At 46.5% G+C, this 13,625-nt stretch carries 12 protein-coding genes, 1 pseudogene and 2 riboswitches; of the genes and pseudogenes, 4 read left to right on the top strand and 9 right to left on the bottom strand.

Features of this window, described 5'->3' with window-relative positions; translation table 11 throughout:
* Nucleotides 1–41 precede the first annotated feature (41 nt).
* The gene (locus ACSR9A_RS02985) at nt 42–908 is read left to right on the top strand and encodes a helix-turn-helix domain-containing protein (RefSeq protein ID WP_473755516.1); all 867 of its coding nucleotides are present in this window, start codon (nt 42–44) and stop codon (nt 906–908) included.
* A 45-nt stretch (nt 909–953) separates the two neighbouring features.
* Here ACSR9A_RS02985 and ACSR9A_RS02980 read toward each other — a convergent pair whose 3' ends face one another.
* A complete protein-coding gene (locus ACSR9A_RS02980) occupies nt 954–1,541 on the bottom strand; it encodes a TetR/AcrR family transcriptional regulator (protein WP_473755515.1) in 588 nt (195 codons plus the stop codon).
* A gap of 156 nt (nt 1,542–1,697) precedes the next feature.
* Here ACSR9A_RS02980 and ACSR9A_RS02975 point away from each other — a divergent pair, with 156 nt between their 5' ends.
* A complete protein-coding gene (locus ACSR9A_RS02975; RefSeq protein WP_473755514.1) occupies nt 1,698–2,900 on the top strand; it encodes an MFS transporter in 1,203 nt (400 codons plus the stop codon).
* A 72-nt stretch (nt 2,901–2,972) separates the two neighbouring features.
* Here ACSR9A_RS02975 and ACSR9A_RS02970 read toward each other — a convergent pair.
* The 3 genes and pseudogenes from ACSR9A_RS02970 to ACSR9A_RS02960 all read right to left on the bottom strand — a co-directional run.
* Nucleotides 2,973–3,086 (bottom strand): annotated as a pseudogene (locus tag ACSR9A_RS02970) (DNA mismatch repair protein MutT); the annotation flags it as partial.
* Nucleotides 3,086–4,207, bottom strand: a complete 1,122-nt coding sequence (locus tag ACSR9A_RS02965) for a GNAT family N-acetyltransferase (protein WP_473755513.1) — start codon at nt 4,205–4,207, stop codon at nt 3,086–3,088. The pseudogene ACSR9A_RS02970 and the gene ACSR9A_RS02965, both read right to left, overlap by 1 nt.
* Before the next feature lie 45 nt (nt 4,208–4,252).
* A riboswitch (ZMP/ZTP riboswitch) is annotated at nt 4,253–4,334 on the bottom strand.
* A gap of 56 nt (nt 4,335–4,390) precedes the next feature.
* Nucleotides 4,391–5,089, bottom strand: coding sequence for an SDR family oxidoreductase (locus ACSR9A_RS02960; protein WP_473755511.1), 699 nt, complete (start codon nt 5,087–5,089; stop codon nt 4,391–4,393).
* Nucleotides 5,090–5,477: 388 nt separating this feature from the next.
* On the opposite strand from ACSR9A_RS02960, the gene ACSR9A_RS02955 reads away from it, so the two are divergent.
* Nucleotides 5,478–5,855: a BlaI/MecI/CopY family transcriptional regulator gene (locus ACSR9A_RS02955; protein WP_341282671.1), complete on the top strand. Its 378-nt coding sequence runs from the start codon at nt 5,478–5,480 to the stop codon at nt 5,853–5,855.
* The gene (locus ACSR9A_RS02950) at nt 5,852–8,038 is read left to right on the top strand and encodes a M56 family metallopeptidase (RefSeq protein ID WP_473755510.1); all 2,187 of its coding nucleotides are present in this window, start codon (nt 5,852–5,854) and stop codon (nt 8,036–8,038) included. Before ACSR9A_RS02955 ends, ACSR9A_RS02950 begins: the two co-directional genes overlap by 4 nt.
* Nucleotides 8,039–8,119: 81 nt before the next feature.
* Here ACSR9A_RS02950 and ACSR9A_RS02945 read toward each other — a convergent pair whose 3' ends face one another.
* The 5 genes from ACSR9A_RS02945 to ACSR9A_RS02925 all read right to left on the bottom strand — a co-directional run bounded on the left by ACSR9A_RS02945 (nt 8,120) and on the right by ACSR9A_RS02925 (nt 13,551).
* Complete coding sequence (locus ACSR9A_RS02945; protein WP_473755509.1) at nt 8,120–9,295, bottom strand: MFS transporter; 1,176 nt, start codon at nt 9,293–9,295, stop codon at nt 8,120–8,122.
* 188 nt (nt 9,296–9,483) lie between these two features.
* Nucleotides 9,484–10,539, bottom strand: a complete 1,056-nt coding sequence (locus ACSR9A_RS02940) for a Rieske 2Fe-2S domain-containing protein (RefSeq protein WP_473755865.1) — start codon at nt 10,537–10,539, stop codon at nt 9,484–9,486.
* Between the two features lie 84 nt (nt 10,540–10,623).
* Entirely contained in the window at nt 10,624–11,184 is a 561-nt protein-coding gene (locus ACSR9A_RS02935; protein ID WP_473755508.1) for a phosphoribosyltransferase, read from the bottom strand.
* A 107-nt stretch (nt 11,185–11,291) separates the two neighbouring features.
* A riboswitch (purine riboswitch) is annotated at nt 11,292–11,394 on the bottom strand.
* Between the two features lie 425 nt (nt 11,395–11,819).
* Nucleotides 11,820–12,302, bottom strand: coding sequence for a MarR family winged helix-turn-helix transcriptional regulator (locus ACSR9A_RS02930; RefSeq protein WP_341282667.1), 483 nt, complete (start codon nt 12,300–12,302; stop codon nt 11,820–11,822).
* 190 nt (nt 12,303–12,492) lie between these two features.
* On the bottom strand, nt 12,493–13,551 hold the full coding sequence (locus ACSR9A_RS02925) for an alkene reductase (RefSeq protein WP_473755506.1): 1,059 nt from the start codon (nt 13,549–13,551) through the stop codon (nt 12,493–12,495).
* Nucleotides 13,552–13,625 lie beyond the last annotated feature (74 nt).

Genomic DNA, 13,625 nt, shown 5'->3' with positions numbered 1-13,625 from the left:
TATCCCGGTCATTCTGCCATCTCATTTAAGGGGAGCATGCAATGAAGAAACCTATACAGTGGTTTAAAGGCGAGCATTTTTTTGGCAATCAGCTTCTGATTTTTGTTAATCGCTGCTCAGAGGATTTCAATGTCCCCCTCCATGCCCATGATTTTATAGAATTCAGCTTTGTTGCCGAAGGAAAAGGCTTTCATCACATTGGAGACGATATTGTTGCCGTGAGCAAAGGACTATTTTTCACCATACCGATCGGCGTTCCCCATGTATTCAGGCCTTCTTCATCGGATCGATCCGAGCATCCGCTCATCGTATATAATTGCTTATTTGCGCCGCAGCTGCTGCTTGCGATGTCCGCCTTGTTCAACGATCCGCTGCTGAAGCAATATTTAGATGAGCTGCAAAATAATCAAGTCACCTATCATTCGATTCAGGATCGCGATGGCTCAATTGAAAAACTGCTCGTTGCCATGCATCAGGAATTTTCCTTCTCGGCAGCGGGAGCGAGCACTTATCTAAACACGCTTCTCCTGCAATTGATCATTACCCTTCACCGACTGCGAAGCGACGATCGCCCGTTGATCATAAAGGATGTCTCCCACTTCAATATGCTCGTTCAATTTATGGAGCAGCATGTGCATGAAGAATTGACACTCGCGAAGCTTGCCACAAGGTCCGGCTGGAGCGTCCGGCATTTGCAGCGGCTGTTTCTCCAGCACACCGGACAAACGTTTGGAAACTATTTGAACCAACTGCGCATACAAAAAAGCTGTGAGCATTTGCGCTTAACACAGCTTAAAATTAGTACGATTGCCGAAATGGTCGGCTATAGCCACATTGATTCGTTTAATGCGCTTTTCAAGAAAAGAGTCGGCCAGACGCCGGGCCAATATCGCAAGCAATTTAGATGAGACTGAGCGATTACAGCAAGCTTCTCATCCCATTGTGCTGGCAGTCTACTCCACCCTCTCTTGTTTGATTCCTTCGAAAGCGCCCGTTATTAAGGACTTAATGATACTGTCCTCCAGCCCGTCCCCTGTAACTAGCAAGCGATAAAAAATCGGTCCATAAAGCAAATCAATACCCAATTCTATATCTAGCTCCCGCTTTAGTTCCCCGCGCTCTACCCCTCGCATGAGCAGCTGCCTTGCTTCGGAGCGGCGCGGACGGACATACTCCTCCCGCAGCGCGACTGCGAGCTTCGCATCAAATTGCCCCTCTCCGATAATTTCCGTAATGACCGCTCCTTCACGGCTCGTTAAAAATCGGGATAAATTAGTCGCATGCAGCAAAACATCTTCAAATACAGTACCCGTATCCGGTATTGGCAGCCTAGCAGATATGGCATACATAAAACCCGCCATCACAACGGCTCCTTTATTAGGCCACCATTTGTAGATCGTCGCTTTGCTCACCTGTGCCTGCTCGGCAATTTTCTCAACGGTAACGCCGCCAAAGCCGATTTCAAGCAGCAGGTTGTAGGAGGCTGTTAAAATAGCACGCTCCGCTTCAACGTTACGAGGTCTCCCTCTTTTTGTATGCAATGGTCATAGCTCCTTTAGTGGACTTTCTTTACATTATATAAAATTTTGGGCACGTTGAAAAAAAACATTTTAAATACTGTACGTATAGTATATAATATGGCCATAAAGAAAAAAAGGATTGACATCATCCATTTGAACGGAAAGAAGGCATGAATTATGAACAACTCACAATCCAAGGGCAAATCCATTCCGAACTGGCTTATGTTTCTTCTTGCCGCTGCTTGCGGCCTCATCGTGGCAAATCTTTATTATGCCCAGACGTTAATCGGGCCGATTAGCGCCTCCATCGGAATACCGCTAGGGGCAGCAGGGTTAATTGTAACGCTAACTCAAGTCGGTTACGTTATCGGTCTATTATTTATCGTCCCGCTCAGTGATCTGATTGAAAATCGCCGTTTAGTCATCACCTCATTAGTTGTCGTCATTATCGCGCTAATCGGAACTATATTCGCCTCTCATACAGCAGCTTTTCTGATCTCAGCTTTATTTATAGGAATAGGCTCGGTTGCTGCGCAAATTCTCGTACCCTATGCCACTTTCCTGGCAGCGGAGGATCAGCGCGGACGTGTTGTGGGCAATGTGATGAGCGGCCTGCTGCTAGGCATTATGTTTGCTCGTCCTTTAGCCAGTCTCGTGACGGAATACTTGGGCTGGAGAGCCGTTTTTATTTTGTCTGCTATCGTGATTACAATGCTCGCAATTGTTCTATCCCGTGCGCTTCCACAGCGGAAACCAGCACCATCCCTCCAATATGGAGCATTGATTCGCTCTTTAGGCTCGCTATTGAAAGCAACGCCTAGTTTGCGTCGCCGCGCCTTTTATCAAGCTTGTTTATTTGGCTCCTTTAGTTTGTTTTGGACCGTCATTCCGCTGCGTTTATCTGAATATTTTCATTTAACCCAGCAAGGCATCGCTTTATTCGCTCTCGCTGGTGTAGCAGGCGCTGTAGCGGCACCTATTGCCGGCAGACTGGCTGATCGCGGCTTGACTAAATGGCTGAGCGGCATCGCGATTGCGGTTTCTGCCCTTTCCTTTTTAACTGCCTATCTCGTGCGTGGGGATTCTTTCGCCGCTCTGGCGTTACTGCTAGTTGCCGCTATCGTTTTGGATATGGGAGTGTCTGGAAATCTTGTATTGGGCCAGCGCGTTATCTATTCGCTAGGCAGTGAGATGCGGGGACGCCTTAATGGGCTGTTCATGGCCATTTTCTTCATCGGCGGAGCCGTGGGGTCCTTTTTGGGAGGATGGGCCTATGCTTATGGCGGATGGGCTTTAGCTTCCCTGATCGGTATTTCTCTGCCAGTGGTTGCCTTTCTCTATTACTTAACCGAGGCAAAGCAGTCATCAGGGAATGCATAAACCTTCCTGCTTGGTATAAAGAAGCTTCTTATAGTGGATAATAACTTAATTGCTCATTATCTGTCTGCTTTTTGGGAAGCGCCGCTTGAACCCATCTTGCATAGGCAAGTCGAGCGCTTCCTTTTTGTGTACCCGCAACCGTTCACCCTATTGAGGCTGCATTAGTAGTTCTCCCTCATAGACGGTTACAGCTTTTTCTCATATAAATTTGCGCTCCAGCCCTCTGCATCGTATCTGCCACATAAAGTCAAGCCTTGGCTGACATAAAAGGCGTTAAGTGACGGATTTGCTGCCATGCAATCGAGCCGCATCCAGGATTTTCCACGCCCGCGAATATAGGCTTCCGACCAAGCGAGCAGTTGACCGCCAATACCTTGCCCCTTGATGCTGCGAGCTACAGCCAGCCGATGCACATAACCGGCATCCGTATGAAATTGCTCTCCCCAAATCGGCTCGTCACCCCATTCGACCGAAAAACAGCCCGCAAGCTCGCCCTGCAGGTAAGCGACGAATACTTCTTTTTCCCTAATAAATCTCTCCAAATATGCCATTGTAAAAGAATCCTCGCTCCACTGGCGCAAGCCCTTCGCCTCATATATCCAGCGGGCTGCTTCCTTGTATAAACGAAGCATCGCTTCCAGATCATCAGATGTAGCCTGTTTCATTTCAAGCTCGGCTTTTGAGGCAGACACTGCCAAGTGGAGGCTGTTTTGTCCTTTCTCTTCATGCCAATCATATTCAATAATAGCTGCTGTTTGCTCAGCCCGCTCTTGACCGTGCAGCCTTGCCACGACATAAAGTGCAGCATCCATGCCAGCCGTCACTCCTGCGGACATAACGAATTTTCCATTATCCACGTAACGCACGTTCTCAACAATCACGGCACTGGAAGGCGCAGGCTCACGAAGCAAATCAAGCGCCCGGCGGTTCGTTGTAATCCGCAATCCATCCAGCAAATTAGCTTTGGCCAGCAGCAGCGCTCCTGTGCATACAGATAAAATAAGCTCAGCATGCTCTGCCATTTGGCGAATCCAATTCGTAAGCTTCTCATTATGCATCTCCGTACGCGATCCCATGCCACCAGGAACAATTAATAGATCAGGAACAGGACAATCATCGAAGCTATGCGCCGGTGTGATCGAAATTCCGCTAAGCGTAAGCAAAGCTTTCTTCGTCTCGCCAACCGTGTATACGTTAAAATCTCGGTCCTTTCCACTTGAGATGGCGAATATATCAAATGGACCAGCAAAATCAAGTGTATCCACTCTCTCATAAACTAACACTGCTACATTTCTCGTCTGCTTCATTTTGCCCTCTCCTTAAAATAGAAAAGTATTTGGTCAGATGACCAAATACTTTGCCCAGGCGAACGGCTGCTATGACATATGCGCTCCCCCGTAGTGCTCTACGTTTTCGCCAGTTACGCATACCAAATAATTAATGCTAGTATAGCTGATATCCGTTATTTGTCAACAACCAATTCCGACTTTCTAGATCGGCATTGAATTTCCTTCATGATCAACGAACATAAAGCGGCCGTCCGGCGTGCGGCGCTGCTCCAATAGCCCAATAATGCCGCGCGCGCTATGGCTCGCATCCAGCGGCGCCTCTCCACCGCCCATATCCGTCCGCATCCAGCCGGGATGAATACTGAGCACCTGAATGCCCCGCTTCTGCAAATATACATGAAGCTGCTGCGTGAACATATTGAGCGCTGTTTTGGATATCGCATAAGGATAATCGCCTGGATAAGCATGCGTAATGCTGCCCGCTTCAGAAGAAATATTAAAAATGGCAGCGTCCTTCTCCGTTAATAAAGGCAGCAAATGCTTCACGACACGCATAGGCCCATATACATTAATATCCATCGTCAGTGCCACTTCCTTAAAATCCAGCTGTTCGATGTGTGTATTTCGAGAATTGAGAATCGCTGCATTATTGATGATCGCCCCAAGGCTCACGTTCTGCTCCTTCAATTGTGAAGCGAGCGCTGCAATGCCTTCCTCATTTGTGACATCCAGCTCCACAAGTGATAGCCGCTCACCATATTTTTCTGCAAGTGCCGACAGCTTCTCATTAGGCTCATTTTGCGATCGAACGCCCGCGACAACCGAATGTCCGCGCTCCAGCGCCTCGCTCGTCAGTTCATAGCCAAGTCCTCGCCCTGCGCCTGTAATTAAAATGTTCATGCTAAACCAGCTCCCTCTAATCAATTTCTTTTCCGAAGGAAGCTTCTGCTTCCTTAAGCGACTGCTCTAATCCACTGCTCTAATCCACTGCACAGCTGTGACATCCATTCCGGCTCATTATGCCACGTTTCCGCTATCGCCCGCCTTAACAGTCAACCGTACAGAGCTCAGTCTCTTGCATTAATGCAATCGTTTCCAGAACAATGAAGCCATTGTCCTTCAAATAAGCGCTAAATGCAAGCTCCGCTAGCGTATTTGCCTTATTTTTCTGTCTTTACAGGCCTTACTTCGGAAATCACGATTTAATCTTGACACGTTGCGTTTACACCTGTAAACTTTACATATCGTTTACAGGTGTAAACAAATAAAATAAAGAAGGGTGAATACGATGCACGAGTCCCCACACATTACCGAGGCCGAAAGCGAAGTGATGAAGCTCCTCTGGCAAAAGGAGCCTTTGTCCGCCAGTGAGATTATTTTCAAATTAACCCAACAAATGCATTGGTCGGATCAGACGATTAAAACCTTCCTGAATAGGCTTCACAAGAAAAAAGCGATTCGATTCGAAAAGTCCGGCCGGAACTACCTCTACTATCCGCTGGTTTCGCATGATGAATACTTAAAGGCCGAGAATCGTTCATTTCTGAATAGAGTTTATAAAGGAGCAGTAGGGATGATGTGCGCAAAATTTCTCGAAGAAGAGACACTATCGGATAAAGATATTGAGGAGCTTCAACAAATATTGGAGAACAAGAAGAAGCTATGAAGTATCTGGAAACAGTCTTTTCTCTTCTGTTCACTGCGTCAGCGGTATCGACGGTAATCCTATTCATATTACTCTTGATTAGGAAGCTGTTCCAAAAGCACCTTAAACCTAGAGTTATCCATATATTGTGGTTTATTGTGTTAATTAAGCTGCTGGTTCCCATTGCTCCCCAGAGTCAGTTAAGCTTGTTTAATGTGCTGCCGCAAACGTTCCCGCTGGAATGGAATTCAGTTCAGAAGAGTACGCAGCTCACTCCCTTTACTAAGATCGGCACTGACACGGAAATTAATTCCAATGATATGGATATAAATAAACAGCCTCCCAAGTTCATCACGAACCAAGCAGACGAAACAGAATCTTCAGTCCCAACACGTTCTTCTCAAGACCATATTTCAGAAAGCACGCATGGAATGACTTGGCTATCGATAGGCTCGCTTGTATGGCTTGTAGGGCTTCTATGCTTGGGTGGATATTACCTGTTTAGCGTGCTGATTTTCAGGAAAATAGTCGGAAACTCAGTGAAAATCGAGGAAGCTGAAGTACTCATGGCTCTTGAGGTGTGCCAACAGAAGCTGAACATAAAAAAAAGAATATACGTCTATGAAACAAGCCATCTTCGTAGCCCTTGTCTTTATGGTTTATGGAAGCCGCGGATTTATTTGCCCGAGGATATTAGCACGATCGCCGATTCAAACCAGCTAACGCATATCCTGATGCATGAACTCATCCACTACAAACGTAAGGACTTATGGTTCAACTCCCTGTGGACTCTTTCCGTAGGAATGCATTGGTACAACCCGTTGGTGTGGCTTTCCGTAAGAAAGATGAAAGCCGATCAGGAGGTGGCCTGCGACGCGCGTGTTCTTGAAGCACTGGGCGAGCGTGAAGCTTTGTCCTATGGCAGAACCTTACTCATGCTGTCGCGTTTATTTTCCCATTCCCCCTCTTCTCGGGTCAACCTATCGTATTTTGGGGACAACAAAAATGAAGCAAAACGGAGAATGATAATGATCGCCAAGTTTAAAAAAGGTTCGTACAAGCTCTCCGCCGCTGCTATTCTCTCGGTTATTGTCTTGAGCGCCATCTTGCTTACCAATGCGTCGGATCCAGAGAAGGGTGCCGAGCTCGATATGGTTACTCAAGCAGCAAACCCTAGTTTCGATCTATATCCTATGTACAACGATTCATTCAGATGGTTTCATAGTCTCGATCGGGCACTCGATTTTCCGAAATATAACTTTAAAATACCGGATTATCTTCCTGAAGGTTATCAGTTCGAGAATGTATTATATTCTAAAAATTTCACCAGCGCCAACGATGACGATCTTATTGATGTAGCATCCTTTACTTTTGTATCTAACTTTGGCAAAAAAAACAAACAAATTATAGAAGTCAAAGCTTCTATGGGAAATGGCAATTTGTTGGAGCACAATCAATTACGGGGGGCGGCTCAATATCCCCAAAGTGCAAACGAGACTCCTCAGTACCGACAGGAAACGATGACGATCGGCGATGTCAAAGGCACTTTATTCACGGATAATAGACGCGATAAGCAAAGGCCAGAAACGGGTACAAGCTTCTACTGGCAGGATGACAATATATGGTACGCAATCGATTATTATAGCGAGTATATTTCGCAAGAAGAGCTCACAAAAATGGTGAAATCCTTTGTTATACCGCAAGAGGCTAAGCATGTCCGCTACGATGGAGCTGGAAATTCGTTTCCTCTTTATGATGAAAAGGATTTGCTTGCGGCGGAAAACATTCTCGACTTTACGGTGAAAATCCCTTTGGAATTGTCGGGGCTTAAGCTGAGCGGTTCGATATTACTTAGGGCAGGCGATCAGAATACGGAGTATGCGTTCAGACAAGCGACTGACGCTCTATGGACAACCTATCGCGCATCGCACGATTCCTCAATCTATAATATAGAGGATACTTTCTCGCTTTATCAGAGCAAGGAGCCACTTTTCGACAGCTCCAAGCTCACGCTCACTCGGAAACTGGAGATTAATGGCGTCGAAATTTCGGCTTATGAAGACAAAAACCAAATCTACTTATCATCTACGATGCCTTATTACTTGTGGAAGCAGGACAATATTTATTATACTGCCGTTTTCTCTGGTATGGACAAGTACCAGGAAGACAACCTGAAAGCTATGATTTCGGCTCCAAAGAATTAGCCCTAATGGCGAGAGCGGATGCTTTCGGAAGTAGCCCGAAGTAGCAAGCCCCGATTGGCTTCCGGGCATCTGCTCTATTTTTTATGAAGGAATCATTTCTCCTTCTTGGTTTACCGACCCGTCAGAGCGGGGCTCAAGCTGCCTGCGCCTTGCCGTAAAACCGACCAGTGCAATAAAGCACAAGCTGAACATCAACAAATACAACCGGTTGACGCCCCAATGCGCAATGACCATACCGCCCAAGGCACTGCCGATAATGCCTCCAATGCCGGAAGTAAGCGCCACAAATAAGGTCTGATACGTCGCTTTGGCATAGCTCGGCGCATAGCGGTTAATCACCTCAACCGAAGCGCTTGCCATGAACGCAAAGGCGATGCCATCAAACAGCTGCACGGCAAGCACCAGCCCCACCTGAGTAGAGAAAGCCATAACGAGGCATTTCAAGCTGTAGCATAGAGCCGCCAGCATCATCATTGGAATTAAGCCAAAGCGCCTATGCAGCTTAACCGCGAACCAGAACATTGGAACCTCAATAATGGCGGCAATGCTGTAGGCTGCCCCAATCCAGCCTTTATCAAAGCCTGCCTCCTTGAAGTAAATCGGGAGGAAGTTAAAATTAATCGCAATCGACGTAGCGATGAGAAAACTGAACAGCACAAAAGTCAAAAAGCTTTGGTGCTTCAAGATTTGCGAAGCATGCTGCTTCAAGGACACTTTAGCTCTCGTCACTGCCTTATATGGGACGGTATAGAACGTAACGAGCGCCAATACCATCAACAGAGCGTAGCTAATAAAGCTGGCGCCATATCCGATTTTTCCATACACGAATCCGGTAATGAACGAGCCGAGCGCAAAGCTCAGCGCACCCCATAGTCTTATGCTGCCGAAGGAGAAGCCTTGGCTGTTAGCGATTTCAACCGTCAGCACATCGCTCAAAGGAGCAGAGGACGATTGGAACATGGCATAGAAGAAAGACACCAGGCACAGCGCAAAGACCGTATCAAAATAATAATAGCCAAAAGCAAATAAAGGCATGAACAGCAGGCATAGCAGCACAATACGTCTGGGGTCAGATAATCGATCATTTAAAATCCCCATAATCGGCTGAGCGAGGATGCCTGTAAGCGAAAGCATCGACAAAATCAAGCCAATGCTTATGAGGCTAATTCCCTTCTCGCTTAAATAAATGCTAATGTAAGGACCAAAGGATGACGCAGCCAAATAATAAAAGAAATAATAAAGACTCAATTTTCTCAAGTTGTCATCTCCAAAGTCGGCATCAAATCTCATTCTCTATTACTTTATCATTAGCAGCAGCGGAAAATCTGCTTTCTTGCTCAAAAAAGCACAATCGCAAATGAACTCGCCACAAAAAAGGAAAAGAGCCAGCCCCGAAGGCCAGCTCTTGTTTCCTACTCGATAACAAATCTTATTATATAAAGGTATTAAGACGTGTAGTTTTTGCCAAGACCCAGCTCGGTCAACAGCTGGCGGTAAGCAATCGAGGTCCGGTCTGCCGGAATATGTGCTTCAGCCTGGAGATCGAGCGGCAAATCCTCCGGTGTCTGTGCTTCGACCATTTCGGCATCCTCTTGGAACACCTTTAGGTTAAAATCAATCGTATCTTGAATCGGAGCAGTTTTATCAAAATTACGCGATATTGGGCAGAAAAGCCTTGTATATCGGGCCGATACCGGAGATGCGCAGTTTAAAATATTTAATTTCCCCTCATCTGGAAAATATACGGTGAGCGATGCAGAGAACGGCGGAAATACACGGAATTCACGCAGCCACATAAAGTCATCAGGAGCCGGATTATCCTGTCCCTTGCCATAGTTGCTGACGGTGCTCCAATATTCCGCAAGCAGCTCCTGCCCTTCCCGCTTTACCTTATATTGCGGCACCTCGGTGTTGTTGCGGTCGCCGAACGTTTCCGTATGCACATAAGCAAAATGCGACACATCCAGGAAACCTTCCATTTGGCGTCCAGCAGAACCAGCAATATCAAAGCTCGGCGGCAAAATATTTACGTAATCGGGATCATCCCAACGGGGGAATGCCGGAATATTTTCCTCCAAGGACATCAGCGATGTCCAAATCAAGCCGTAACGCTCTACGGCCGGATATGTGATGAGCTTTAGTTTAGGAGAGATACGCGAATCGGGATGCGCGGGCACCGCCGTGCATTTGCCTTCGCAATTGTAGCGGAAACCATGGTAAGGACACACGATTTCGCCATTTTCAATCCAGCCCTTGCTTAGCGGGGCTCCGCGGTGAAAGCAAAGGTCACGGGCGACGACAACCCGGTCGCTGCTGCGGTAACAGACGAGCTTCATATCAAGCAGAGTTACCGCAACCGGCTTATCTGCAATCTCGCTTGCAATCGCGATCGGATACCAATATTGCGCCAATACATGCCAATCCTCAGGGGAAAAGGTACAATTCCGCGGCAAATCGCTTTCTTCTCTTTTTTTAGCTGCCGCCCTCGTGTTTTGCTCCATAATTGTCATATTGTCCACCTCTTTATCGTAATTAACCGCTTTGACTAAAGCGTGTATGGGCTCTCTGTTTATACCGCGTTACAATTAAACTTGGCTAAGAATGCATACCGGAACGTTCAAGTCTTCCTCCAGCTTGCGGTAATGCTCACCTTTGGCTATAATCGCCTGCACGCCGACGAGCTTGACGCTCATCGCTTCGATTTGGGCAGCAATCGAGCGAATCGTTGCACCGGAGCTGATTACATCATCAACGAGCAGAACATGGTCGCCTGCCTGAAAGCCGTCAAAGCAAATGCGATTTTCGTTGTACGCCGTTTCGCGCTTAGCCTCCAAATGAATATCTTTATATAAATCCGTGCTCAGCCTTAAAATGTTAATCGGCTTCAGCAGCTTATACGCCGCAAGCATCCCCCATGTGTGACCTCCGGGCTCTGGCGATACGATATAATCGTAATCCTGAAAATGCTCCTGAATGCTCTCCGCCAAATTATCGGTAATTTCATTTATAAGCTCCGGTGCAATATACGTTCCCCGCTCTCCGAACGGATAAAGTTTGAAGTCATAAAAGGTATCCTTCGTTTTCTGAATTTTGACCGTTCTGGCATTAGCAATGGAATCGGACAGTCTGGTGTTTGTGAGGCTCATGCGCTTCTCTCCCTTAAATTTCTCTAATTAAAAACCCCAGACTTAAGAGACTTCAGCTTCATTTCCCTGCTGCAATCAGCCCTAGGGCATTGCTAAACAGGAAAATTTAGTCGCTTTCAGTCTCTTGTAGCCTGAGGCAATTCACGGTTGCCTGTAGAAACGCCCATTCCTTATTAATGGGCTTATACAAGAGTAATGCTTTTATGATTTAATGTTAACTTATCTAACATTAAAGGTTTTTATTATAATAGCACTACCCTTTTTCACTGTCAATAATGAATTTAACGTTATGTTATCTACCATAAAAATACTAGAACTATCCTAGCATTGCCTGACATCACTAAAAAATGCTCGCCTCGGAATTGCAGGCAATGAATACATGGGGAATGTCTCATATCGAGCATCTAAACGAACTATATGGATAGACAAGTCAAGTCAAAAGATGAAGCAATCTACAAGCATATTGAACGTAACTAAGCAACAAAAAAAAGCATGCTCCGTATCGAGCATGCTCTTTTTAATGCGCCAATCTCCTAAATCTCTATTTCTTGGCTAAAATTTGCCGTACACGATAGCTGACTTCATTGCGAGAAATGCAGCACGATTGGGGATTTCGGACATGCGTCATGACGGCATTATATTTTACTTTCCATGTTAGCTGAAATCTTTTGCGATAAAGAGATTAACAGCTCTTTTTCTTGCTCCGAAAGCCCTTTCGACGTTATCCTTTCCATTTCTGTCCAAACGGCGGTGGACTTCGCTACAAGCTCGCGGCCCACTTCAGTTAGTTTTACAAGCGTAACACGCCCGTCCTTTGGCGAGCGTGAACGAGTGACCAATCCCGCATCCTCCAGGCGTCGAACCGATTTGGCCACTGTCGAATGGTCCAGTCGCATGGTGAAGCCCAGACTTTGTTGCGATTGCTCATCCTGCTCCCCTAACTGCATAAGCATAATTTCCTGGCCAGCGTACAAGCCTATGTCGCGTAGTAAGTGTGCAGCCAAACCCCGATGGGACCTGGCTAGGGAAAAGATAGCAAAATTTATTGGGAACCGTTGAATCGCTTGCATTTCTTCTTTGGGCAATCCTTCGGATAAACCATTCTCAATCCCATCCATGTTTAACTTAACCTCCTGCAGTTACTTTACTGATTATTCAAGGGTAGTGGATAACCCCTCGATTGTAAAGATGCAGTTGCTTAACATGGTCTGTTTTTGGCTTTATTTGACGAATTAAAAAGTTCAAGCCACACCATAGTCCGTCACTTATAAAATGGCGTAAGCCATACACATCCATTTAGATCTGAATTCAATTCATTGCAGGGTAATCCGTGTAGCCGCGTTGGTCACCACCATAAAAGGTGGACGGATCAGCTTCGTTCATAGGACCGCCTATTTTCAAACGTTCCACAAAGTCAGGATTGGCAAGCGCCCAAGTGCCTACCGATACGATATCTGCAAGGCCTGCATCAACGTCTCGGCTTAGTTCCTCCAGAGGGCGGCTCGGACGATTAACCATAAGCACAGTCGGCCAAGCTGAACGAATTTCACGAAGCGTCTCTTCATTGCCGCTATGCAAGACATGAAGATAAGCCAGGTTAAGTTTGGCAAGTTCTGAAATCAAGTATTTGTATACTTCCGGCCCTTTATCGCCCTCAACAAGGTCTCCCAGTGGAACTCCAGGAGAGATACGGAAGCCTGTACGCTCAGCTCCAATTTCTTCTGCTACGGCTGTCGCTACTTCAATGGCAAAACGTGCGCGATTTTCAATCGATCCGCCATACTGGTCTGTTCGTACATTTGCATTCTCTGAAATAAATTGATGAATCAAATAACCGTTTGCCCCATGAATCTCCACACCATCCGCTCCAGCCTGAATGGCGGCTGCGGCTGCCTTGCGGAAATCTTCAACGGTCGCCTTGACATCTTCAAGGCTTAACTCGCGCGGAACGGGAATATCCTGCATTCCGGTTGCAGTAAACATTTGTGCCTTGGGTGCAATGGCAGACGGTGCAACCGGCTGGCGATGATGTGGCGTGTTTTCCGAATGCGACATGCGCCCCACATGCATTAATTGAATGACTAAATATCCGCCAGCTTGGTGAACTTCATCGGCTATCTTCTTCCAGCCTGCTATATGTGCAGCCGAATAGATACCCGGTATATACAAATAACCTTGGCCATCCTCTGAAGGCTGCGTACCTTCGCTGATGAGCAGGCCCAGTGAAGCGCGTTGCGCATAATATACCGCACTAAGTTCTCCCGGTGTCCCGTCATGAAGTGCACGGGATCTAGTCATTGGAGCTAAGGCCAGGCGATGCTGCAAGTTTAAGTTACCGACTTTTATAGTATTCCATAACTTTGTCATTTTTAAAGCCCCTTTACTTTATATAGTTGCCGACCACATAAATATATCATAATAATATGTGGTCGGCAACTAAA

The organism is Paenibacillus sp. R-74696, assembly GCF_055814915.1.
This window is presented reverse-complemented; position numbering and strand designations above follow the sequence as displayed.